At 36.3% G+C, this 22,713-nt stretch carries 24 protein-coding genes and 2 tRNA genes; 15 read left to right on the forward strand and 11 right to left on the reverse strand.

Features of this window, described 5'->3' with window-relative positions; genetic code table 11:
• The 6 genes from ACU8DI_RS06600 to ACU8DI_RS06625 all read right to left on the reverse strand — a co-directional run bounded on the left by ACU8DI_RS06600 (nucleotide 1) and on the right by ACU8DI_RS06625 (nucleotide 5,197).
• Nucleotides 1-792: a (Fe-S)-binding protein gene (locus tag ACU8DI_RS06600; protein ID WP_447111970.1), complete on the reverse strand. Its 792-nt coding sequence runs from the start codon at nucleotides 790-792 to the stop codon at nucleotides 1-3.
• A 104-nt stretch (nucleotides 793-896) separates the two neighbouring features.
• Nucleotides 897-1,343 (reverse strand): LNS2 domain-containing protein, encoded by a 447-nt coding sequence (locus ACU8DI_RS06605; protein WP_447111971.1) that lies wholly within the window; start codon nucleotides 1,341-1,343, stop codon nucleotides 897-899.
• A gap of 40 nt (nucleotides 1,344-1,383) precedes the next feature.
• Complete coding sequence (locus tag ACU8DI_RS06610) at nucleotides 1,384-1,722, reverse strand: hypothetical protein (protein ID WP_447111972.1); 339 nt, start codon at nucleotides 1,720-1,722, stop codon at nucleotides 1,384-1,386.
• The gene (locus tag ACU8DI_RS06615) at nucleotides 1,722-3,053 is read right to left on the reverse strand and encodes a 4Fe-4S dicluster domain-containing protein (RefSeq protein WP_447111973.1); all 1,332 of its coding nucleotides are present in this window, start codon (nucleotides 3,051-3,053) and stop codon (nucleotides 1,722-1,724) included. The genes ACU8DI_RS06610 and ACU8DI_RS06615 overlap by 1 nt, the downstream gene beginning before the upstream one ends.
• Nucleotides 3,054-3,073: 20 nt before the next feature.
• The gene (locus ACU8DI_RS06620) at nucleotides 3,074-4,021 is read right to left on the reverse strand and encodes an MlaD family protein (protein ID WP_447111974.1); all 948 of its coding nucleotides are present in this window, start codon (nucleotides 4,019-4,021) and stop codon (nucleotides 3,074-3,076) included.
• A 54-nt stretch (nucleotides 4,022-4,075) separates the two neighbouring features.
• Complete coding sequence (locus ACU8DI_RS06625) at nucleotides 4,076-5,197, reverse strand: N-acetylmuramoyl-L-alanine amidase family protein (protein WP_447111975.1); 1,122 nt, start codon at nucleotides 5,195-5,197, stop codon at nucleotides 4,076-4,078.
• Between the two features lie 122 nt (nucleotides 5,198-5,319).
• Here ACU8DI_RS06625 and ACU8DI_RS06630 point away from each other — a divergent pair, with 122 nt between their 5' ends.
• The 5 genes from ACU8DI_RS06630 to ACU8DI_RS06650 all read left to right on the forward strand — a co-directional run bounded on the left by ACU8DI_RS06630 (nucleotide 5,320) and on the right by ACU8DI_RS06650 (nucleotide 10,657).
• Nucleotides 5,320-8,079 (forward strand): putative LPS assembly protein LptD, encoded by a 2,760-nt coding sequence (locus tag ACU8DI_RS06630; RefSeq protein WP_447111976.1) that lies wholly within the window; start codon nucleotides 5,320-5,322, stop codon nucleotides 8,077-8,079.
• Between the two features lie 11 nt (nucleotides 8,080-8,090).
• Nucleotides 8,091-8,471 carry a Rid family detoxifying hydrolase gene (locus ACU8DI_RS06635; RefSeq protein ID WP_447111977.1) on the forward strand — a complete coding sequence of 127 codons (381 nt, stop codon included), beginning with the start codon at nucleotides 8,091-8,093 and terminating at the stop codon, nucleotides 8,469-8,471.
• A gap of 109 nt (nucleotides 8,472-8,580) precedes the next feature.
• Nucleotides 8,581-9,222: a peptidylprolyl isomerase gene (locus ACU8DI_RS06640; RefSeq protein WP_447111978.1), complete on the forward strand. Its 642-nt coding sequence runs from the start codon at nucleotides 8,581-8,583 to the stop codon at nucleotides 9,220-9,222.
• A complete protein-coding gene (locus ACU8DI_RS06645; protein ID WP_447111979.1) occupies nucleotides 9,222-9,929 on the forward strand; it encodes a 16S rRNA (uracil(1498)-N(3))-methyltransferase in 708 nt (235 codons plus the stop codon). The genes ACU8DI_RS06640 and ACU8DI_RS06645 overlap by 1 nt, the downstream gene beginning before the upstream one ends.
• 104 nt (nucleotides 9,930-10,033) lie before the next feature.
• Complete coding sequence (locus ACU8DI_RS06650; protein WP_447112063.1) at nucleotides 10,034-10,657, forward strand: DUF4159 domain-containing protein; 624 nt, start codon at nucleotides 10,034-10,036, stop codon at nucleotides 10,655-10,657.
• A gap of 3 nt (nucleotides 10,658-10,660) precedes the next feature.
• Here ACU8DI_RS06650 and ACU8DI_RS06655 read toward each other — a convergent pair whose 3' ends face one another.
• Complete coding sequence (locus ACU8DI_RS06655; RefSeq protein WP_447111980.1) at nucleotides 10,661-11,308, reverse strand: hypothetical protein; 648 nt, start codon at nucleotides 11,306-11,308, stop codon at nucleotides 10,661-10,663.
• A gap of 85 nt (nucleotides 11,309-11,393) precedes the next feature.
• On the reverse strand, nucleotides 11,394-12,188 hold the full coding sequence (locus ACU8DI_RS06660) for a sulfotransferase family 2 domain-containing protein (RefSeq protein WP_447111981.1): 795 nt from the start codon (nucleotides 12,186-12,188) through the stop codon (nucleotides 11,394-11,396).
• A 70-nt stretch (nucleotides 12,189-12,258) separates the two neighbouring features.
• Between ACU8DI_RS06660 and ACU8DI_RS06665 the strand changes: the two genes are divergently transcribed.
• Genes ACU8DI_RS06665 through ACU8DI_RS06675 form a run of 3 tightly spaced genes read left to right on the forward strand, consistent with a single transcriptional unit; the run spans nucleotide 12,259 to nucleotide 15,068 of the window.
• A complete protein-coding gene (locus ACU8DI_RS06665) occupies nucleotides 12,259-12,759 on the forward strand; it encodes a TrmH family RNA methyltransferase (RefSeq protein WP_447111982.1) in 501 nt (166 codons plus the stop codon).
• A gap of 34 nt (nucleotides 12,760-12,793) precedes the next feature.
• Nucleotides 12,794-13,882 (forward strand): AI-2E family transporter, encoded by a 1,089-nt coding sequence (locus ACU8DI_RS06670; RefSeq protein WP_447111983.1) that lies wholly within the window; start codon nucleotides 12,794-12,796, stop codon nucleotides 13,880-13,882.
• 7 nt (nucleotides 13,883-13,889) lie between these two features.
• Nucleotides 13,890-15,068, forward strand: coding sequence for a THUMP-like domain-containing protein (locus tag ACU8DI_RS06675; protein WP_447111984.1), 1,179 nt, complete (start codon nucleotides 13,890-13,892; stop codon nucleotides 15,066-15,068).
• A gap of 5 nt (nucleotides 15,069-15,073) precedes the next feature.
• Here ACU8DI_RS06675 and ACU8DI_RS06680 read toward each other — a convergent pair whose 3' ends face one another.
• From ACU8DI_RS06680 to ACU8DI_RS06690, 3 genes are all read right to left on the reverse strand, one after another.
• On the reverse strand, nucleotides 15,074-15,511 hold the full coding sequence (locus ACU8DI_RS06680; protein WP_447111985.1) for a hypothetical protein: 438 nt from the start codon (nucleotides 15,509-15,511) through the stop codon (nucleotides 15,074-15,076).
• Between the two features lie 223 nt (nucleotides 15,512-15,734).
• Nucleotides 15,735-15,808, reverse strand: a tRNA-Arg gene (locus ACU8DI_RS06685).
• Nucleotides 15,809-15,817: 9 nt separating this feature from the next.
• Nucleotides 15,818-15,892 (reverse strand) — tRNA-Pro (locus ACU8DI_RS06690).
• Between the two features lie 126 nt (nucleotides 15,893-16,018).
• Between ACU8DI_RS06690 and ACU8DI_RS06695 the strand changes: the two genes are divergently transcribed.
• The 7 genes from ACU8DI_RS06695 to scpA all read left to right on the forward strand — a co-directional run bounded on the left by ACU8DI_RS06695 (nucleotide 16,019) and on the right by scpA (nucleotide 22,701).
• Nucleotides 16,019-17,122 carry a PQQ-dependent sugar dehydrogenase gene (locus tag ACU8DI_RS06695; protein WP_447111986.1) on the forward strand — a complete coding sequence of 368 codons (1,104 nt, stop codon included), beginning with the start codon at nucleotides 16,019-16,021 and terminating at the stop codon, nucleotides 17,120-17,122.
• Nucleotides 17,123-17,197: 75 nt separating this feature from the next.
• Complete coding sequence (locus tag ACU8DI_RS06700) at nucleotides 17,198-17,578, forward strand: c-type cytochrome (RefSeq protein WP_447111987.1); 381 nt, start codon at nucleotides 17,198-17,200, stop codon at nucleotides 17,576-17,578.
• Nucleotides 17,579-17,628: 50 nt separating this feature from the next.
• A complete protein-coding gene (gene udk, locus ACU8DI_RS06705) occupies nucleotides 17,629-18,240 on the forward strand; it encodes a uridine kinase (RefSeq protein WP_447111988.1) in 612 nt (203 codons plus the stop codon).
• Entirely contained in the window at nucleotides 18,241-18,543 is a 303-nt protein-coding gene (locus ACU8DI_RS06710) for an FtsB family cell division protein (protein WP_447111989.1), read from the forward strand.
• Nucleotides 18,540-19,901, forward strand: coding sequence for a methylmalonyl-CoA mutase subunit beta (locus ACU8DI_RS06715; protein ID WP_447111990.1), 1,362 nt, complete (start codon nucleotides 18,540-18,542; stop codon nucleotides 19,899-19,901). The genes ACU8DI_RS06710 and ACU8DI_RS06715 overlap by 4 nt, the downstream gene beginning before the upstream one ends.
• Nucleotides 19,902-19,911: 10 nt before the next feature.
• Complete coding sequence (locus ACU8DI_RS06720; protein WP_447111991.1) at nucleotides 19,912-20,577, forward strand: hypothetical protein; 666 nt, start codon at nucleotides 19,912-19,914, stop codon at nucleotides 20,575-20,577.
• Nucleotides 20,578-20,580: 3 nt separating this feature from the next.
• Nucleotides 20,581-22,701: a methylmalonyl-CoA mutase gene (gene scpA, locus ACU8DI_RS06725; RefSeq protein WP_447111992.1), complete on the forward strand. Its 2,121-nt coding sequence runs from the start codon at nucleotides 20,581-20,583 to the stop codon at nucleotides 22,699-22,701.
• The last annotated feature ends 12 nt before the right edge of the window (nucleotides 22,702-22,713 follow it).

Genomic DNA, 22,713 nt, shown 5'->3' on the forward strand with positions numbered 1-22,713 from the left:
TTACAAATCTTGAGCATTTGCGATAAGTTCAGCAATATCTAAAACAGCGATATCATTTTCTTTCTCTTTGTTTTTAACACCGTCTGTCATCATGGTATTACAAAACGGACAACCAGCAGCGATAATCTCTGGCTGAGTTTCCAAGGCTTGCTCTGTACGTTCAATATTCACGTCCTTATCACCTTTCTCAGGCTCTTTAAACATTTGAGCACCTCCTGCTCCACAACACAGTCCGCGCGACTTACAGCTTTTCATTTCTACCAATTCAGCATCCAATTTTCTAATGAGATCCCTCGGTGCTTCGTACACATTGTTGGCGCGACCTAAATAACAAGGGTCATGGAATGTGATTCGTTTACCTTTATACGTGCCACCTTCAATGGTGAGTCTATTGTCTTCTAATAATGATTTTAGAAACTGTGTGTGGTGCATGACCTTGTAATCACCTCCCAAACTTGGATATTCATTTTTTAGGGTATTAAAACAATGCGGACACGTTGTGACTACAGTTTTAATGTCATAAGCATTCATGACTTCGATATTGGTAACCGCTTGCATTTGAAACAAAAACTCATTTCCTGAACGCTTCGCAGGATCTCCAGTACAACTTTCTTCTGTACCTAGGACTGCAAATTCAACATTGGCACTGTTTAAGATTTTGACAAATGCTTTTGTAATCTTCTTTGCTCGGTCGTCAAAACTTCCGGCACAGCCAACCCAAAATAAAACTTCCGGTTGTTTACCAGCTGCCATGAATTCTGCCATCGTAGGTACTTTCAGTAAATCGCTCATAAATTATATTTTTAGTTTTCAATGGTATCGAAAACGTTTTCTTAAAATGCTTTAGTTCTTATTTGCTGTACAAACAGCATCATGAGAAACGCGCTTGTTTCTACTTAATCGTGTTGCCCATCGTCAAACACTTGGATCGTTACTTTTTTGTCGACCAAATCAGTAAATTTCCCCTTGTAACGCGTGGCTTTAACCAAATGGTTGTCAATCCAATGATAATTTCCTCCTCTTGGTTTTCCCATGAGTAATGAATGGAACTTAAATCCGTGTTTATTCAGCCAATTCGTGGTCACTTCTCTGTGATCTTCCGTTCGAGACGTAAAAAAGCAAATCATATGACCTTGATTATACCATTTGTTACAAGTGGCTAATGCATCTGGATAAGGATCACAAGTTGCCATACGTTCAGGCTCTTCATTTGGAACATCTTCAGTAATGGTTCCGTCAATATCAATTAAGTAATTTTTTACACCTTTCGGTAATACTGGACTTACTTTTTCTCCAGATTCAACTTTTTCATGTAATAGCTTGTCTGCTTCTTCTCTCTCCATAAATAATTTCCTTTGTTTCTAGGAATTTCAAGGGTTAAACTTAGTTCTCTTTTATTGCTGCAAAATCCTTTTTTGCAATCCGAATATATATGGCCAATTTCTTTTGACCTTCCTTTAATCGGTTTTTAGGATCATAACGTTCTAAAAACGCTCTGCGCTTGGCTTCTTCGCCAATTATTTTCTTTTGAAACTCAGTACAATAATCACATAATACTTTAAGAAGCTGTACCTCTTTTACGTCATTATTACGATATTCAATAAGGGTATAGGATTTAATCTGCAAGGAGTCTTTCCTGTAAGATTGCGCACTCACATTGACCTGACTGAAAATAAGAACCATGATTAGAATCATCTGATATGTCTGAAAGCCAAACTTCATTATGATTCATTTTTCCAGTTGAGACGATCCATTTGGTTATAAGGCCAAGGCGCTCCATTATTTTCTATATTGGTCATCATGTTATTCAATTCCATTGGTGCAGCACTTTGTTCCATCACCAAATATTGACGCATTTGCATGATAATATTTAAAGGATCGATACTAATAGGACAAGCTTCTACACAGGCATTACAACTCGTACATGCCCAAAGCTCTTCTTTAGTGATATAATCGTCTAATAATTGCTTGCCATCATCCTTAAATTCCCCGTTGTTAGCATCAATATTCTTCCCAACTTCTTCCAAACGATCACGTGTATCCATCATGATCTTTCTAGGTGACAGTTTTTTCCCTGTTTGATTGGCTGGACACTCACTTGTACATCGTCCACATTCTGTGCAGGAATAGGCGTTTAATAAGTTTAGCCAACTGAGATCTTGTACATCGCTAGCTCCAAATTTTGCAGGAACTGCAGCCTCAGCACCTTCAGGAGGTGCCGCAAACGGATCGACATTAGGATCCATCATCATTTTAACTTCTTTAGTGACCGCTTCTAGATTTTCAAATTGCCCCTGAGGCGTTAGCTTTCCGTAGTAAGTGTTTGGAAACGCCAACAAAATATGTAAATGTTTTGAAAAATATAAGTAATTCAAAAACACTAATATACCTAAGATATGCAACCACCATGCCGTACGTTCAATAATGATAAGCGTCGCATTTGATAAACTGTCAAACAAAGGCAGCAAATACTGACTAATTGGAAAAGAACCAGCTGTAGCATAGCCTTCTGCACCATTGAGTTGTAATTGTAAATCGGCACCATTCATTGTTAGAAATAAGCACATCAACACCACTTCAAAGTATAAAATGATATTTCCATCACTTTTCGGCCAACCTTTCATTTCAGCGCTTAAAAAACGCTTGAGTTTAATGACATTTCGTCTTATCCAAAAAACAATCACAGATACTAGCACTAAAAAAGCTAGCAATTCAAAAGTTCCTATGAGGATGTCATAAATTTCACCTGCGGAAGAGAATATACGATGTTTACCGGTCAGTCCATCGATAATTATTTCTAGAACTTCAATGTTAATCACCACAAAACCGACATAAACGATAACATGTAAAAAGCCAGCAATGGGACGTTTCACCATTTTACTTTGTCCCATGGCAATCATCGCCATATTTTTCCAACGTTGTGGTTTATTATCTTGAATGTCAACATCGCGACCTAGTTTAATGTTGCGCATTAATTTTTTGACATTTCTAGCAAAATAACCAATACCAAGCACTAAAGCTATGGCGAATACTATTTGTGGTAAAAAACTCATATATGGTTGGTGTGTTAGTCTTAATCTTCTATTTCGTTACCATCGGCATCGTAACGCTTAGGCTTTTTTCCAAAAATAGAAAAATGCACATAACGTTTCGGATTCAATTTCATGTCTTCTATTAATTGCTCCATTTGCAGCGCAGCACCTTCAAGGTTATTGTACAAGCCTTCATCTTTCAAGAGTTTCCCAATAGACCCTTCGCCACTTTCTATACGTGCCATCAGTACATTGACAGATGCCAAGGTTTTATCTAATCCTGCCACTGTTTCAGAAAGCTTAACGTCCTTCAAATCGTTGGTCACTACCGATAAATCTTGAGTAATGGAATCCACATTAGAAAGTACAGATGCTAATTTTTTCTCGTTATCTTTCACTAAGGAATTAATCGTATAAGAAACAGATTTGAACGACTTCATCGTCGCATTGAGTTCTGCAATAGCATTTTTAATACCATCTTCAGAGGTATCGTTCACCAAGGCGTTTAAACTCACCAAAAGCGAATCTGCAGATTTTAATGTTGTGTCTAGATTGTCACTCACGCCAGAAAAATTCTTTGTAAGACTGGATACCAAATCCTCTTCTACTTCAGAATTTAAAAAATCACCTGGTTGCGCCAATTCGCCTTCGTCACTCACAATAATCGCTAAAGCGTTACCTCCCATGAGGCCTGTTTTATAAAGACGTACTTTACTTTGTTTAGAAAAATTAAGCTGATCATCCACTGAAAAAGCGACTCGTGTTTTTCCCGTGTTGAAATCGTAATTAATCGCTTTTATTTTACCAACGGTATTACCTTTCACCGTTACTGGAGAAGAAGAACTTAAGGCGTTGTATTCAAATTCTGTGTAGTAGGTATCAGGCGATTCGAAGAGATTCTCTCCCTTGAGGTAGTTGAATAAGAATATCAATAAAATAATACCCGAAAGTACGAGTATGGCTGTTTTTACTTCTCTTGAGACTTTCAAATTTTAGTATTTTGGGTTAAAACAAAATTAACAATAAAAATATAAAGAACGTTTCTAATTAGATGCTGATTTTAATGCTTCTGAAACTTCAATTTGTTTTCCATCTTTATAAGCCACTACAAAACAATCTTTGTAACCCTTTGATTGGGCTTCATACTGCAGCTGTTTTATAGCATTGTAATCGGAAGTGTAACCAAAATAATACTTGTAAAACTCCCCGATTTTCTCTCTGGAAATATCAGCTAAGCCATTAAAATTATAAGATTTAGGAGCTAATTCTCTAGAGCTGGCCGCTATTTGAACCTTAAACACGACGTTTTCAATAATTTGAGGTTCATTGTTTGTGCTAGCAATATCCGTATCGGAATTTTCTTGATAGACATTTTCTCCAATATTTTGCTCTAGTACTTTTTTATAATCTTTTACCGCATCTACAATAGATTTAGTAATTTCAGTTTGACCTTTTTTAGAATTGAGGTAATCGCCTTCTGTCTTATTGGTGATAAACCCAGTTTCAATGAGTACACTCGGCATATATGTGTTATGCAAAACCCAAAAGGCGGCATCTTTTACGCCTCTACTTTTACGTTTAATCTTGTTCTTAAAATTATCTTCAATATAGCGCGCCAATCGAATACTTTGATCTAAGTATTCTTCTTGAATAAAACTTAAAGTAATTAATGACTCTGGTGAATTTGGATCAAATCCTTCATAGTGCTTTTCATGATCGGCTTCTAAGAAGATAACTTCATTCTCTTTCTTTGCGATCTCCAAGTTTTTACTATTGCCTCTCGTGGCCAATACATAGGTTTCTGTACCGTAAGCCTGAGAATTATGCGCATTGCAATGTATGGAAATAAATAGATCGGCATCCGCTTTGTTGGCAATTGCTGCGCGTTCATGCAACTCAAGAAACTTATCTGTCTTTCGTGTATATATCACCTTGATGTCTTTTTGTTTTTCTAAGGCTTCTCCTACAGATAATACTAACTTTAATGCAATATTCTTTTCCTTATAGCCATATTTTGTAGGTCGGCCAGGATCTTTACCACCATGTCCAGCATCTAGAACAACGATAAATTTATCTCTGTTTTTTTGAAATGCCTCTGCAGGTGTTAAAAAACTGGTAATTAACAAACAGGTTAATACGAATATATAATGAGGTGTCGTTTTCATACGAATGTAACGTTTAATCAATGACGTTTATTTTAAGTAAATCCAAGGCTCTGTTCTATGCTGCTGGATACTTTGTATAATTTAATTGAATTATAAATTAATCATAAAAAATATATGTAATTTTGGCAATTCAAAAACCGAGCCATACTTTAGCAAAAATACATTTTAAAGCATTGCGTACAAAAAGCTTTCACATACTTTTCACCCTAAGTTTTACCATGTTTATTAACATGTTCTGCTTTGCTCAAGAATTGCCAAATCAAAAAGAACCTATCAAGCCCAAAACAGTTAATGATACTACCAAAGTTAGTATTGGAACTATTTTGGAGCCACCCAATAATAATCGAGAATCTGACAGTACCAAAACAGACTCTATTCCGAAGAAAAAAGAAACGCTTCAAGACATCGTCAATTATAAGGCAAAGGATTATGTTAAATTGAACCAACGTAAGCAGCAAACGACCTTATACAACCAAGCTGAAGTCAATTATACAGATATGAATATTAAAGCTGGTATCATTGTCATTGACCATGGAACCGATTTAATTTATGCTGGCCGACTTAAAGATTCCTCTGGTGTTTATTCGCAAGCACCTGTTTTTACCCAAGGACAAAGCGTGATTGAGCCAGACTCTATCATATTTAATCAGAAAACCAGAAAAGCACTGGTTTTTAATTCTAAGACAGAACAAAGTGGTGGTACCATTATCGCCGAGACCACGAAAATGGAAAATGACTCGACCCTATTCATTAAGAATGGTCGATTTACAACCTCGGAAAACTTAGACGATCCAGAGTATTATTTTTTAATGCGTAATGCGAAAGTTGTGCCTGGCGTGAAAGTCGTCACAGGCTTAACCAATCTTTTTATTTACGATGTACCAACACCTATCGGACTACCTTTTGCCTATTTTCCTATGACCAAAAAGCAAACCTCTGGTGTTATTATGCCAACACCTGGTCAAGATTTAGCGAATGATAGAGGTTATTTTTTACAGAATGGTGGTTATTATTTTGCGATTTCAGATTATGTCGACTTGGCAGTTTTAGGAGATTATTATACCAATGGTAGCTATGGATTGCGATTGGAAACTAATTATGCCTTACGCTATAAGTTTAGAGGTAATTTGAGTTTTCGATATGAAAACCTTATCAATAGTGAACGTGGCTTTCCAGATTTTAGGAAATCGACCATATACAATATCCGATGGTCACACAGTCAAGATACGAAATCCAATCCGAGTTCCAGGTTTTCGGCGTCTGTTAACTTAGGTAGTAGTCAGTATTACCAGCAGTCGATAAACCAATTGAACTTAGCAAACACACAGAATAACACCTTAGCGTCTTCCGTGTCGTATTCCAAAACCTTTCAAGGTGAACCACAAGTGAATATGAGTGTCACAGCAACGCATTCACAAAACACCAATACGCAACAGATAAATATGACCTTACCGACGCTACAGGCCAGCGTCAGTAGGATATTTCCATTCGCACCAAAAGTAGGTAGCAAAAAAGGGATTATTCAAAATATCAACCTCCAATACAACGTAAGAGGTGAAAATAGAATTCAAACAACCGATTCCCTTTTTTTTAAATCTGAAATGTTCGATGATGCCAAAGTAGGCGCACAACATAGTATTCCAGTGTCTACAAACTTTAAGGTGTTTAAATATTTTAGCATGAGTGCTAGTGCGAATTTGGAAGAAACCTGGACACTGAACACCGTTAATAAATTCTATGACGAAGCAACCGCATCTGTAGTGACTACAGACTTAAGTCAGTTTGATCGATTTTTCACTTATAATTTCAGTACGAGTATTGGGACGACTATTTATGGCATGTTCGATTTTGAAAAGGAAGGTAAGAATCCCAAAATTCAAAAAATACGACATGTGATGCGTCCATCGATTAGCTATAACATCAATCCGGCTTTCGATCAATATTACGATACCTTTGAAATCATTGATGCCGATGGAACTACCAAAGAACAGTATACGCGATTTGAAGGTTCTATCTTCGGAACGCCTAATCGTACCTATTCGAGTTCGGTGGGATTGTCGTTGGGCAACAATTTTGAGGCGAAAGTGAGAGACAAAGACTCTACAGCTACGGAACCAAAAAAAATCAAATTGTTAAACAACCTGAATTTTTCTACCTCCTATAATTTGGCAGGTGATTCCTTGCAATGGAGTCCGTTGCGTGTTTCCGGTGGAACGACGATTTTAAAAGATAAAATGAATATCAATTTCGGGATGGTACTTGATCCTTACGCTTTAGACAATAATAACCGAAAAATTAACACCTTTAATATAGACAATGGTGGAAGTCTGTTTAGATTGACTTCGGCGAATTTAAATATTAGTTATTCGCTATCGAGTAAAGCCTTTGAAGGCAATGGTAAAGAAGACGAGGCAGCGATTCAAGAGTCTATACGAAGTGGTGGTCGCGCAGATGATTTATTCGGAAAACCTCAAGATTTTGCAGATCAACGGCTTTCTGATGAAAATGATAAGCAAAAGAAAGAGGAACCTTCAGAATTATATAATTATAAAATCCCTTGGAGTTTGCGATTGGCCTATGCTGTGAATTACTCTAACTCGGCCAGACAAAATATGATTTCTAGTAATTCTCTCATGTTTTCTGGTGATATCGAATTATCTCCACGATGGTCTGTTGGTGGCTCCTCTGGTTATGATTTTGTAAATAAAGGATTTACCCAAACGCAATTGCGGTTTGAACGCGATTTATTAAGTTGGCGAATGAATTTTTCGTGGGTGCCTTTTGGACGCTATAACTCCTGGAACTTCTTTATCGGAATAAAATCGAATTTACTTAAAGATCTTAAGTATGATAAACGTCGACAAAGAGATCAACAATTATAATTATTTGTGACATGAAAACTATTATCAATACACCTAAAGCTCCTGCTCCAATTGGCCCTTATAATCAAGCGGTTTTATCTAATGACACCTTGTATACTTCTGGTCAAATTGCCATTGATGTTGTGACAGGAGAACTTGTTATGGATTCCATTGCTGCCGAAACAAAGCAAGTCATGGAAAATTTAAAAGCTGTTTTAGAAGCCGCTGAGATGTCTTTCGAAAATGTCGTAAAAACATCGATTTTTATAAGTGACATGCATTATTTTTCAGACATTAATGCGGTTTACGCCAATTATTTTGACCCTTTGACGGCTCCTGCCAGAGAAACTGTTGAAGTGGCGAATTTACCCAAGTTTGTAAATGTGGAAATCAGTATGATTGCGGTAAAATAACTTTGAGATTAGAGTTATAAACAATGATTTCTTAAAAACTTCATTGTGGATGTGTTTTATAGAAGTTTTAGAGGTTTAATTTTGAAATAGATTAAAAAACACCTTAACGATGCTTAAAATATTACTTACTACTTCCCTATTCCTTTTAACGTTCACCATTACTGCGCAAAATGACTTTGAACAATCATTAGATTCTATTCAAACCTTAGATGATGTGAATTTGTTTTTCAAAAAGAACAAAACCATAAAAGGCAAAGTGATTGTTTTTAATGAAGAAAAACACAAAACAAGCATGGCTTTAGATATTTTGAAAATGGGACTTGGTTCCAAAAAATATTTTAAGGACGCACCACAGAAAACCTACTATAAAGTTATTGATAAATATGAAATCCCTTATTATAGAGTGAGTTGTGTATTCTTAGATGGCGAAAAAATGGCTATGGATGATATCGAAAAACTCCGAACACAAATTATCAGCAAATACCAACAAGGCTATCGGTTTACAGATTTAGCACGATTGCATTCTATGAATCAATCCGCAAAACAAGGTGGAGATCTCGGTTGGCTAAAAACCGGTGATATGCATCCAGACTTTGAAACAGCCATTACTGATACTGGTCATGCGGTGGGTGATATCTTTTTAGTCGATATTCCAGAAACAAAATCGTATTATGTAATTCTAAAAACCCATGATTCCAAACTGATTAAAGAATCGAAAGTTTTAAAAGTGACAGAACCTAGCAGACGCTAATGCAATTATTTTACAATCAACACCTCACGCCTTCAGACAGCGATATCCAATTCACAAAGGATGAAAGTAGACATATTGTAAAAGTATTGCGAAAATCTGTTGACGACACCTTACATATTACGAATGGTAAAGGTTGGTTGTTTCAGGCACAAATCACTGTGGCAGATTTAAAAAATTGTGTGGCTGTGATTCAGAGTTCAGAATTGCAACCAGCAAGGAGCTATCAATTACATCTGGTCGTTGCACCTACCAAAATGAATGATCGTTATGAGTGGTTTCTAGAAAAAGCTACTGAAATTGGCGTGGATACTATTACGCCTGTGATATGCGATAATAGCGAACGTCGTGTGATTAAAGCAGAACGCTATGAGAAAATATTGCAATCGGCTATGAAACAATCTTTAAATTGCTATCTACCCGTTTTAAATGAGGCGATACCATTTAAAGAGTTTATGCAACAACCAATGACGGGTGACTTATTTATCGCTCACTGTGAAGACAACAACCGAACCTCTTTGAAGCAAGCCTTAATTCCGAATGGACAAACTACCATCCTAATAGGACCTGAAGGTGATTTTAGTACGGAAGAGATTGCACAAGCCATTTCAAACAATTACCGACCAGTCACTTTAGGCGATTCGCGATTACGTACAGAAACTGCGGCTATTGTGGCTTGTCACTCGGTGGCATTCGTAAATCAATCTTAAGCCACGCGTTCTTTCCGTATAATTAACGTTAATTTATAACTATGATTGGCTTTATTTTATAATTTTGAGTTATGAGAAACTGTCATAAATCGTTGGTCATTATCATGTTGATTGGCCTATTCATCAATAGTGCCAATGCGCAAGACTTAGCTGTTTTGAAATATAAAGGAGGTGGCGATTGGTATAGCAATCCAACAGCACTCCCAAATTTGATTAGCTATTGTAATGCGAATATCAATACAAAAATGAATCCTAAACCAGATGTGGTTGAACCGAGCAGTATTGATATCTTTCAATACCCATTATTGCATATGACAGGTCATGGGAATGTTTTTTTTAGCGAAGAAGATGCCGAAAATCTGAGGAGTTACTTAATTTCAGGTGGATTTATACATATCGACGATAATTACGGTATGGAACCGTATATCAAAAAGGAACTTAAAAAAGTGTTTCCTAATGAAGAATTAGTTGAGCTTCCTAAAAACCATCCCATTTTCAACACAGCATTTAAATTTCCTGATGGTTTACCTAAGATTCATGAACACGACGGAAAACGCCCTCAAGCTATGGGACTTTTTTACGAAAGTAGATTGGTACTGTTATTTACTTTTGAAAGTGACATTGGTGACGGCTGGGAAGACCCAGAAGTCCATAATGACCCACAGGATGTTCGTGAAAAGGCCCTGAAAATGGGTGCTAATATTGTGCAATTTGCGTTCGAGAATTAAGATTCATCGCGTTTCGAAAACAATACCCATTACTTCAGATTTGTTAAGCACGGCATGACAGTATCCTTCAGGTATAAAAACAATATCTCCAGCCTCCTGAGTGCAGCGATACACCTTATCGAGTTTTTGCGGTAATTTAGGTACTTCCTTCTTAAACCAATCCTTAGCATGGCTTCCCACATTGTACTTCTTATTGGAGGCTTGGAGTACTTGATAGCCCTTTGGACTATGGGTCTCGCTAGCGTCATAAAACACCCATTCTTTGGTACCATTCTGAAGAATATTAAAGGCATTACCATGAATGTGAGGCAAGGTTCCAGCATCTTTGACTGAATGAAAAAAGAAAAACCTTTGGATGTCATTTATATTGAAATAGGGATTCGGGCATGTCACATCTTTAAAAAAACGTGGTGGCTTTTTTGAATTGAAAGGATCTAATGTTAGCGTACTTACGTCTTTCAATTTTTCAAAATAGAATTTTAAAGTCGTTTGTTCTTTTGAATAAGCAGGTCTCGAATCCTTAATCACCTTACAAACATAATTCCCCATATGTGCAATGATATAGTCTTTATCCCACTTAGACATTAATGGCCAGTTTTCTGCTGCGCCTTTTAATAATACCGGAACACGAGCAGTTTTATATTGAGTCATGAAAAGCTTTTTGTCTTTCGCTGCTAGTACGTCAAGTTCAGCAAGTTTGCTCTCATTACTCTTAAACAGATTGAAAAGTCCCATGTTAAACGATGAATTTATCAGATTGAATAAACCTGAATTTTTTATTGTTAATAGTTATCCCTTTTTTAATTTGATCATACAATTTGTAATCCATACTGTTGAGCAGTTTGATGCGTTCCCGCAATGTATCATCAATGACAACCTGATACACAAATGGCGTTTTTTTTCTTACTGCTACTTTTTTAGGCAGCGACGTTTGTGTTTTTTCTTCAAATAAATTTAAAAAACTCGCGTATTCTTCAGTGATACCACAATAAATAGGTAACGTGTCAATTTTTTCAAGGATCTGCTCAAGTTCACTTTCAGTGACTTTTTTGGAATCATTGATTGGACGACCTAACAAAAATTTTAATTGATAGTTTTGAGTTTCCTTACATTCAATATAAGCTTCAAAAGATTGTGGTCGTTGCTTCAGGTTATTCAAGATCATCGCATTCGGATTACCGTTCTTACCTTCTAGAATGTGATATTGAAAATTAAATTCTGAAATAAGTCTTTCAATTGGATCCCTTAAAAGCATAAACAATAATTTGTTTGCAAACTCATCCGTATTTTTAGTACTGAATATCTCAGCGCCCTTAAATCTTCGATGCTTATTAGAAAAATCGACATGGTAAATGGTGGTAGTACCAACGCGATTTGTTTTATGTGTTGGTGTCAAGCTTTCTGTCGAATTGTTGTTTTTGAAAGCTGATTGCAGAAGACCGACAAACGTTGAGCCTCCAGACTTCGGAATATGTAAAAAAATAGCCTCTTTAGTTTTCTTGTTTTTACTTTTAGAAAAAATTGAAAGCATATATTTACGTGTTTGTTACAAATATAAGTTTAAAAAAAACAGTATAAAATTTAAATCAAGATCATAAGTAATGCAACTAGACCACTACTCTAACTTTTTTAAAAAACGCTTATTTCCAATAATCGTTGTCTGTGACAATGTGACCAATGCTCCAAATATTGGTGGTTTGTTTAGAGCTTGTGACGCCTTTGGAATTGAAAAATTGATTTTTTGTGGTTCGGAAATTTCCATGGGTAGGAAAATGGCGAAAACGTCGCGAGCCACTGAAAAATCTGTCAATTATAGCATCGCGTCGAATAGTTTGGATGTTGTAACACAATTAAAAAATGAAGGCTATTTTCTAATAGCACTTGAAATCACTTCAGAAAGCACCTCCTTAGCCACGTATAAATTTATAAAGGACACACCTATTGCTTTAATTATAGGCGATGAAAATTTTGGAATTTCTGAAACAACCATGGCACACTGTGACGCAACGGTACATATTGATATGTATGGACAAAATAGCAGTATGAATGTCGTACAAGCCACAAGCGTGACTTTGTATGAAATTACCAAACAACTTAAATAAAGTCTTCATATATTTAACCTATTAAATCAATTAAATGAATTCAAAAACTATAGCTAATGGTATTTTAAGAGCTGTTGGTATTATTATAGCTATTGCCTTGGTATTGTATTTTTTATATGAGATCCAATCGGTGATTGTCTATATCTTATTAGCTGCTGTCATTTCTCTTATTGGAAGACCTATCGTTTTGTTCCTAAGACGACGACTTAAATTCAATAATACAGTCGCTGTTATTTGCACCATGCTGCTTTTAGTAGGTGTTTTCGTAGGTGTCATTAGTTTGTTGATACCATTGTTAATTGAACAAGGTCAAAACTTATCGCTTTTAGATATCAACCAGCTACAAACCAATATTGAAGAGTTATATCGCGCGACCCTATCCTATCTTGAATTGAACCATATCGATGCAGAAAAAGCCATTAAGGAGTCTAAAATATTATCGAGTTTAGATTATAGTATCATTCCTAATTTTTTAAATAATATCGCCTCTGGTTTGGGTAGTATTGGCATCGGACTCATGTCGGTATTGTTTATTGCGTTTTTCTTTTTAAAGGATAGCAATTTATTTCAGCAAGGTGTCATGACCTTTGTGCCAAATGAGAAAGAATTAAGATTGAAGCGCTCGTTTACTAAAATATCGGATTTACTCTCGCGGTATTTTGTAGGTTTATTTCTGCAAATTTTTATACTGTTTGTTATATACACCATTGGGCTCTTAATTATAGGTGTAAAAAATGCCGTAGTCATTGCATTTTTATGTGCGCTCATTAATATCATACCTTATTTAGGACCACTAATTGGTGGCGCACTGATGATGTTATTAGTCATGACTAATAATTTAGGTGATAGTTTTAATGAGGTCATCTTACCAAATATATCCTACACACTCATCATATTGGTAATTGCTCAGTTGATAGATAATTTCTTTAGTCAGCCTATCATATTTTCGAAAAGTGTGAAATCGCATCCTCTTGAAATTTTCTTAATCATCATTATTGCTGGATTGCTGTTTGGCGTCGTAGGAATGATTGTTGCTGTGCCTAGTTATACGGCTATAAAAGTAATTCTTAAAGAGTTTTTATCTGATAACAAGGTGGTGAAAAAATTAACTCAAGGACTTTAGATTTTCATTGAACAGGCATCTTTTACATACTGAAATTCAACATTTCATTGATGAAAACCTTCATACGAATGTATCAAAATTGCTTTTAAAAGGGACGTCATTTCCCAACGTATCCACCACGGAGATTGTCGAACAAATAGAAGCTAAATTAAAATGTAAAAAAAAATTACCTACCTGGTTTTCCACAAATAACATTTATTATCCAAACAAACTAAATATTGAACAGACCTCTTCGGAAGTCTCTGCAAAGTATAAGTCACAACTTATCTCTGGTAAAACTATAGCGGATCTCACAGGTGGTTATGGAGTAGATTCTTACTATTTTTCAAAACAATTTAAAACGGTAGATCATTTTGAAATCAATAAGAACTTATCAGAGATTGTCACTCACAATTTAAAGCAATTAGGTGTCACAAATGTATATACTAGAGCAACAGATGGCATTGACTATCTAAATTCGCAATCGACCACTTATGATTGGTTGTATCTTGATCCTTCCAGAAGACATGACGTGAAGGGAAAAGTTTTCTTTTTAAATGATTGTGAACCCAATGTTCCTGAGCGCTTAGATGACCTGTTTGAGTTAAGTGATCAGATACTTATTAAAACGTCCCCTCTGTTAGATATTTCTTCCGGTATTTCAGAATTATCTCAAGTAAAAACGATCCATATAGTAGCCGTTAACAATGAAGTTAAAGAATTACTTTGGCATATAGAAAACGGTTTCAATGGTGATATCACCATCAAAACCGTTAATTTATTAGAAGAGAGCTATCAGGAATTTTCTTTTATTCTAAAAGAGGAGTCTTTGGCAAATTCAAGATTTGATTTCCCTAAATCATTTTTATTTGAACCCAATGCTGCTATTTTAAAATCGGGTGGATTCAACAGTATTGCAAATAAATTTCAACTCTTTAAGCTGCATCAGCATTCGCATTTATATACGAGTGATGATGTCATTGAATTTCCTGGGAGGTCATTCAAAATTGAAACTGTTATTGATTACAGTAAAAAATCAATGAGACAACTATCCAATACCAAAGCCAATATCACGATTCGTAATTTCCCTGAAAGTGTACAACAAATTAGAGGAAAATATCGCATAAAAGATGGCGGTAACACCTATCTGTTTTTTACGACGAACTCGGATAACAAGAAAATAGTAATTGTGTGCTCTAAACTATAGACTTTTTAGAGGTTGACAGGAACAGTTTCTATCAAATAATTGTCAGATCCAACTTCTATGTCAAAACTCATACATTGATCCATGGTATACACTACCTTTTCATCAGTAACTCCAGTGGTGTTCTTTATGACATTAAAAATAATGTCATCCGCGGCAAAAGCTAAATAGCTTGAAGCATTTCCTGGACTTAAATTTGATACAGTGTGTAAGACAATGCCTTCTGAAGTCGCAATTTCCAAGGTTACAGCAATCGTACCATTGTTAGTGATTCGTGCTTGCGGATCTTGTGCATCACAAACTGGATCAAAAGCTTGAGTAACCATTGATGATTCAATGGCATTATTAACATCAGTTGGCTCATCCTGTAATGACTCTACAGAACAGTTAAAGCATGAAGTAAAGACAATTGCGCAAGCAATTGCATGTTTAAGTAGGTTTTTCATCGTTTTGGGGTTTAATGAAATATGGGGCAAATATAGACCTAAATCTATTTAAAACAAATTATTTTATCGTTAAAATGAATAATATATTCGATGAAATGCAATAATTCTTGTGAGATATCGACGAAATACATCACTAAATTACTGATATACAAGGGGTTTTTAACTTTAGTGTTGATTTTCTATAAAACAAAAAAGCTCCACCTGTTAAAGATGAAGCTTTTTGTGAGCCCTGAAGGATTCGAACCTTCGACCGCCTCCTTAGAAGGGAGGTGCTCTATCCAGCTGAGCTAAGAGCCCTAAAAAAAGTCGGGGTGGCAGGATTCGAACCTGCGACCTCCGCGTCCCAAACGCGGCGCGATAACCGGGCTACGCTACACCCCGAAAATCGGTTATCTAACTTTGAGAAAATAATTTTCAATTTGTCTCAAAATTCGAGGTGCAAATATATAGTAAATCTTTAAAAATTGACAACTTTTCTTATTAAATTTAAGCATAAAATTTATTTTAATGAAATTTATTAGACAAACTATATTCATATTCAGTGTGATAAGTGTTTTTGCTTGTGCACAAGATAAAAATCCGGTAAATAAAGAAAATACATATGAGGTCGTTGTACCAGAATTGACGAATCCTTGGGGATTTACATTTCTTCCAGATGGTTCCATGCTTATTAATGAAAAAGAAGGTAAAATGATCCATTTTAAAAATGGTAAGAAGATTAATATTGAAGGTGTTCCAGAAGTTTACTTTCGTGGTCAAGGAGGTTTGTTAGATATCGAACTTCATCCAAAATTTGAAGAAAATGGATGGATTTACCTTTCTTATGCATCTTCAGAAGGTGAAAAAAAAGGAGGACATACCGCTATTGCAAGAGTTAAATTAGATTCCGACACCCTAGTAGATCACGAACTATTATATAAGGCTACACCAAACACGACAAGAGGACAGCATTTTGGATCTCGTATCATCTTTGATGATTCAGGCTACCTATATTTTACAATTGGCGAACGTGGTAATCGGGATGTAAATCCGCAAGATATTACTAGAGACGGTGGCAAAGTTTATCGTTTACACGATGATGGGACCATTCCTGAAGACAACCCATTTAAAGACTATAATAATGCAAAAACCGCGATCTATTCTTATGGCCATCGGAATCCTCAAGGCATGGTACTTCACCCTGAGACTCGAGAAATCTGGACTCATGAACACGGCCCAAAAGGTGGTGATGAAATCAATATTATTAAACCTGGTAAAAATTATGGCTGGCCAGTTATCACCTATGGCGTCAACTATAGTGGTACATCCATCACCAACAAGACTTCGCATCCAGATATGGAGCAACCACTACACTACTGGGTACCCTCTATTGCTCCTAGTGGTATGGCCTTTATATCCAGTGATAAATACAAAGGTTGGCAAGGTAATTTACTGGTAGGATCTTTAAAATTTCAATATTTAGATAATTGCTACATCAAAGATGGTAAGGTGGTCAAGGAAGAGCGATTACTCGACAAAATTGGCCGTGTTCGTTCTATCGAGGAAGGTCCAGATGGCTATATTTATGTAGGTGTTGAGAATTTAGGTATTGTAAAATTAATTCAAAAGTAAATGCGACAAATTATTGGAACGTGCATACTGTCCATATTATGCTTAGCTTGTAATTTTTCGAAAAAAGGAAAAGACATGGCGAATTCAGTCTCTAACAACTCGGAAACTCAATTTCAAAATTCAGCACTTGAAAGAAGCATGATGAGAGGCGAAAAAATATATAAAAACTTTTGTATGTCTTGTCATGGCAGTAATGGCAAAGGTATGTCAAAGGCATTCCCTCCACTCGCTAATTCAGATTATTTGATGAACAAACAAAAAGCGAGTATTCGTGCGATAAAATATGGTCAATCAGGAGAAATTACGGTAAATGGTAAAATTTATAATAGCGTCATGTCGCCATTAGGACTCAAAGATAAGGAAGTAGCAGATGTCATGAATTACATTAACAATAGTTGGGGAAATTCCAATGATCGGTTAATAACTGAGGAAGAAGTTTCAAGAATTGAACAGTGATATTATCTCATAATTGTTAAATTTGTTGTACTAAAAATCAGTCCTATTTTATGCTTATTATCGGTATTGCAGGTGGTACAGGTTGTGGTAAAACAACCGTTGTCAATCAAATCCTAAATGAATTACCAGAAGGTGAAGTTGGTGTCATTTCTCAAGATTCCTATTATAAGGATACCTCACATTTGAGTTACGAAGAACGTGTTAAAATAAATTTCGATCACCCAAGATCCATAGATTTTGAATTATTGGAAGCTCATTTGAAGGAATTACGTTTGAATAAACCCGTTGATCAGCCTGTATATTCCTTCGTAAAACACAATCGTACTGGTGATGTTATCAAGACCATGCCGAGGAAAGTCATGATTGTTGAAGGGATTTTAATTTTAACAAATCCAGAGCTGCGCGACATGTTCGATATCAAGATTTTTGTACATGCGGATAGTGATGAACGACTTATCCGACGCCTAAAACGCGATATTTCTGAGCGTGGTCGAGATATAGATGAAGTGCTTAGCAGATACCAGAACACCTTAAAGCCGATGCATCAACAGTTTATTGAACCGATGAAGGAATATGCCGATATTATTATTCCAAACAACAAATACAATACTGTGGCAGTTGATATCGTAAAGACAATTATCAACGAAAAACTAATTAATTAAATGCTGAAATACCTTAAAAATATATTTGTGCTCGTCTTTATAGTATTTGCTATTTGGATGCTGTTCATTGACTCCAACTCTCTTTTGATCCATAGTGAGCTCAACGAGGATATCAACGACTTGGAAAATGAAAAGGCTTATTACAGGAAAGAAATGCAAAAAGACAAAGAAGCCATTAAAGAATTGAGTACTGATGAAGGTATTGAGAAATTGGCTCGTGAGAAGTACTATATGAAGAAGGAAAATGAGGATATTTATATCATTGAATATCAAGACAGCATAAAACAAGAGAAAGAGAAATGAATAAAACGTTATTTAATGAGTTTTCTGAAGTTTCCTCTAAACAATGGAAACAAAAAATACAAGCAGATTTAAAAGGTGCAGATTATAACGATACCCTCATTTGGCATACCAATGAAGGTATTGATGTCAAACCCTTTTATCACGCAGATGAATTTGAATCAAAACCAGACGTATCTGGAGCTCAAGCTTGTAATTTTAAAATCGGTCAATCCATATATGTCGCCAATGCAGCGCTATCAAATCAATCGGCTGTGGAGGCCATTTCTAAAGGTGCCGAATCGATTGAATTTATCATTCCACATAAGGACATTCCTATCTCAGACTTATTAAAAAATATCGACCTCTCCACGACTCCAGTACATCTTAAGTTGCAATTTCTGTCGTCAGAATTTATAAAACAGATCCCTAATCACGAATCTTTAATCGTTCATTCAGATATTATTGGCCATTTAGCACGCGCAGGGAATTGGTACCATAACCTTAAAAACGATCACGAAGGTTTTGAAAATCTTGTCCAACAGTTTCATACCCTAAGTATTGATGTTGGATTGTATCAAAATGCAGGTGCTCAAATGGTGCAACAATTGGCTTATGCCCTGTGCCATGTCAATGAATATTTAAATCATTTTGACACCCTATTGGATACAGCATCCAAACAGCATTTAAAAGTCATTTTCAATGTGGCTGTTGGTAGTAATTATTTCTTTGAAATCGCCAAACTTAGAGCACTGCGAAAATTATATGCTTCGCTGGCTAAACTCTATGATTGTCATTTAGAATGTACCATTACAGCCATGCCAACGCGTCGTAATAAAACGATTTACGATTACAACACTAACATGTTGCGAACCACCACAGAATGTATGAGTGCTATTTTAGGTGGTGCTGATACAATTATAAATAGGCCTTATGATGATCTGTACCACAAGCGCAATGATTTCGGTGATCGCATAGCGAGAAATCAACTTCTCATCTTAAAGAATGAAAGCTATTTTGATAAAGTTAATAATCCGTCTGATGGTGCCTATTATATTGAAAGCTTGACAGATCAGTTAGCTGAAAAAGCGTTGGAATTATTCAAAGACATTGAAAAAAACGGTGGGTTTTTATCGCAGCTGAAGGAAGGAACTATTCAAAAGAAAATTAAAGAAAGTGCGTCTAAAGAGCAGGATCAGTTTGAGCAAGGTGCATACGTTTTGTTAGGCACGAATAAACATCCCAATCCGTCAGATAAAATGAAGGATCATTTAGAGATTTATCCTTTTGTTAAAACCAATCCAGTAAAAACCTTGATTGAGCCAATTATCGAAAAACGGCTTGCTGAAAGTATGGAACAACAACGACTTAATAATGAATAAAATCAAAACTATGAAACTAAAAATAGCAGTAGTAGCCTTCAGTTTATGCTTCTTTACCTGTAAGGAGGATGCAAAAAAAACGGTAGAATTCAATTATAAATATCCAAGCGTAGAACAACTATTGGATTGTGGAGATGATATGGACACGCAATTATTTCAGGAAGCCTTGTATTCTTTTGAAGCCGATCTTATTGCGTTTTACACACCCGATCAACCTGTGTATTCAAGAGCTTATAGCTTATTTGTAAGTCAAGCAATAAACAATCGAATTGTATACCAAAATATGGTTACCGATCATTCAAAAGCTGTCTTCCAGGCCTTAAAACAGGATGAAACATTATGGACTACTAATCCTGATGGAAGTCATTTAAATTACAATCATCCTATTTTTAAATGTATTGGTGCACATATTGAAGACGAACAACTCCACAAAACTTTTAACGCACTTATTGATACCAACAGCATGAGTTTAAGAATGTTTGGTGATCAATTGAGACGAAAGACCTTTGGGATGAAGGATGACAAGTACTTAGCAACCTATGTGGCATTAGAGTTGTATTATGCTAAGTTTTTTGATGTCGATTTTAATAAAGAGGTTCCAGATGTTTCCGAGACTGAAAAGCAGTCTTCTAAATTAAATACTGAAAAAGACGGTCACGAAGGACATAATCACTAAAAGATGCGTAAGAATATCGAACATATCACTTTAGGGGACACACCTAATACCAACACAAAAAACACTTCAAAATCTTTTAAGACCGCTGAAGATATTGAGGTAAAATCTACTTATTCAAAAACAGACCTTCAATCGCTTGAGCACCTCAATTTTGTGGCAGGCATAGCACCATTTTTAAGAGGTCCTTATAGCACCATGTATGTCAGGAGACCTTGGACGATTCGTCAATATGCTGGATTTTCAACGGCGGAAGACAGTAATGCGTTCTACCGAAGAAACTTAGCGGCTGGTCAAAAAGGACTTTCTGTAGCCTTCGATTTAGCGACACACAGAGGTTATGATTCGGATCATGAACGCGTGGTTGGTGATGTTGGTAAAGCGGGTGTTGCCATTGATTCGGTTGAAGACATGAAAATTCTATTTGACCAGATTCCTTTAGATAAAATGTCGGTATCTATGACCATGAATGGTGCGGTACTGCCAATTATGGCGTTTTATATTGTTGCTGCGGAAGAGCAAGGTGTCTCACCAGAGCAACTAGCTGGAACCATTCAGAATGACATTTTAAAGGAGTTTATGGTGAGAAACACGTACATCTACCCTCCTACACCTTCTATGAAAATCATTTCTGATATTTTTGAATATACCAGTCAGAACATGCCGAAATTTAATAGTATCAGTATTTCTGGTTACCATATGCAGGAAGCTGGAGCTACTTGTGACATTGAGCTGGCTTATACCTTGGCAGATGGTATGGAATATATCAAAAAGGGACTGGAAGCTGGAATGGATATTGACACATTTGCACCTCGATTGTCGTTCTTTTGGGCTATTGGAATGAATCATTTTATGGAAATCGCCAAAATGCGTGCGGCACGAATGCTTTGGGCTAAAATTGTTAAACAATTTAATCCGAAAAATCCAAAATCCTTGGCATTGAGAACGCATTGTCAAACTTCTGGATGGAGTCTAACAGAACAGGATCCCTTTAATAATGTGGCTCGAACCACTATTGAAGCGGCTGCAGCTGCCTTTGGCGGCACCCAAAGTTTACATACGAATGCCTTAGATGAAGCCATCGCTTTACCCACTGATTTTTCTGCGAGAATCGCGCGTAATACGCAAATATTCCTGCAGGAAGAAACCGGTATTACCAAAACTGTTGATCCTTGGGCAGGGAGCTATTATGTTGAAAAACTAACCCATGATATAGCCCAAAAAGCATGGTCATTAATCGAGGAAGTTGAAACTTTAGGAGGTATGACTAAAGCCATTGAAGCTGGAATTCCTAAACTTAGAATTGAAGAAGCGGCAGCAAGAAAACAAGCGCGAATAGATTCTGGCCAAGATATTATTGTAGGTGTTAATAAATACAGATTAGACCAAGAAGATCCAATCACCACCTTGGAAGTCGATAACCAATCTGTGCGAAATGGACAAATCAAGCGATTGAAAACCATCAAATCGCAAAGAAATGCCAAAGCGGTCTCTGATTCTCTTGCGAAATTAACGGAAGCAGCTCGTACAGGCGATGACAATTTATTAGCTTTAGCTGTTAATGCAGCACGAGAACGTGCCACATTAGGTGAGATAAGCGATGCTCTTGAAGTAGAGTTCGGTAGGTATAAAGCACAAATTAAATCTTTTTCAGGCGTGTATAGTAAAGAAATTAAAGACGATAGTAGTTTTAAAAAGGCCAGAGCATTAGCAGATAAATTTGCAGAACAGGATGGTCGCAGACCTCGTATTATGATTGCCAAAATGGGACAAGATGGACATGACCGTGGTGCTAAAGTGGTCGCTACTGGTTATGCCGATGTGGGCTTTGATGTGGATATTGGTCCCTTATTTCAAACACCTAAGGAAGCCGCCAAGCAGGCTGTTGAAAATGACGTTCATATTTTAGGCGTATCTTCTTTAGCTGCAGGACATAAGACATTAGTTCCTCAAGTGATAGATGAACTAAAAAAACACGGTCGAGACGATATTATGGTGATCGTAGGTGGTGTGATTCCTCAACAAGATTATCAGTTTTTATTTGATGCTGGAGCGGTAGCCGTTTTTGGACCCGGTACTAAAATTAGCGACGCGGCGATCAAAATACTAGAGATTTTACTAGATTAATCTGCCAGCACA

Source organism: Psychroserpens sp. BH13MA-6, assembly GCF_052983595.1.

Coding starts and splice junctions, on each gene's coding strand:
- ACU8DI_RS06600 (WP_447111970.1), bottom strand. CDS start 792: ATGAGCGATTTACTGAAAGTACCTACGATGGCAGAATTCATGGCAGCT.
- ACU8DI_RS06605 (WP_447111971.1), bottom strand. CDS start 1,343: ATGGAGAGAGAAGAAGCAGACAAGCTATTACATGAAAAAGTTGAATCT.
- ACU8DI_RS06610 (WP_447111972.1), bottom strand. CDS start 1,722: ATGAAGTTTGGCTTTCAGACATATCAGATGATTCTAATCATGGTTCTT.
- ACU8DI_RS06615 (WP_447111973.1), bottom strand. CDS start 3,053: ATGAGTTTTTTACCACAAATAGTATTCGCCATAGCTTTAGTGCTTGGT.
- ACU8DI_RS06625 (WP_447111975.1), bottom strand. CDS start 5,197: ATGAAAACGACACCTCATTATATATTCGTATTAACCTGTTTGTTAATT.
- ACU8DI_RS06635 (WP_447111977.1), top strand. CDS start 8,091: ATGAAAACTATTATCAATACACCTAAAGCTCCTGCTCCAATTGGCCCT.
- ACU8DI_RS06640 (WP_447111978.1), top strand. CDS start 8,581: ATGCTTAAAATATTACTTACTACTTCCCTATTCCTTTTAACGTTCACC.
- ACU8DI_RS06645 (WP_447111979.1), top strand. CDS start 9,222: ATGCAATTATTTTACAATCAACACCTCACGCCTTCAGACAGCGATATC.
- ACU8DI_RS06650 (WP_447112063.1), top strand. CDS start 10,034: ATGTTGATTGGCCTATTCATCAATAGTGCCAATGCGCAAGACTTAGCT.
- ACU8DI_RS06655 (WP_447111980.1), bottom strand. CDS start 11,308: ATGACTCAATATAAAACTGCTCGTGTTCCGGTATTATTAAAAGGCGCA.
- ACU8DI_RS06660 (WP_447111981.1), bottom strand. CDS start 12,188: ATGCTTTCAATTTTTTCTAAAAGTAAAAACAAGAAAACTAAAGAGGCT.
- ACU8DI_RS06665 (WP_447111982.1), top strand. CDS start 12,259: ATGCAACTAGACCACTACTCTAACTTTTTTAAAAAACGCTTATTTCCA.
- ACU8DI_RS06670 (WP_447111983.1), top strand. CDS start 12,794: ATGAATTCAAAAACTATAGCTAATGGTATTTTAAGAGCTGTTGGTATT.
- ACU8DI_RS06680 (WP_447111985.1), bottom strand. CDS start 15,511: ATGAAAAACCTACTTAAACATGCAATTGCTTGCGCAATTGTCTTTACT.
- ACU8DI_RS06695 (WP_447111986.1), top strand. CDS start 16,019: ATGAAATTTATTAGACAAACTATATTCATATTCAGTGTGATAAGTGTT.
- ACU8DI_RS06700 (WP_447111987.1), top strand. CDS start 17,198: ATGGCGAATTCAGTCTCTAACAACTCGGAAACTCAATTTCAAAATTCA.
- udk (WP_447111988.1), top strand. CDS start 17,629: ATGCTTATTATCGGTATTGCAGGTGGTACAGGTTGTGGTAAAACAACC.
- ACU8DI_RS06710 (WP_447111989.1), top strand. CDS start 18,241: ATGCTGAAATACCTTAAAAATATATTTGTGCTCGTCTTTATAGTATTT.
- ACU8DI_RS06715 (WP_447111990.1), top strand. CDS start 18,540: ATGAATAAAACGTTATTTAATGAGTTTTCTGAAGTTTCCTCTAAACAA.
- ACU8DI_RS06720 (WP_447111991.1), top strand. CDS start 19,912: ATGAAACTAAAAATAGCAGTAGTAGCCTTCAGTTTATGCTTCTTTACC.
- scpA (WP_447111992.1), top strand. CDS start 20,581: ATGCGTAAGAATATCGAACATATCACTTTAGGGGACACACCTAATACC.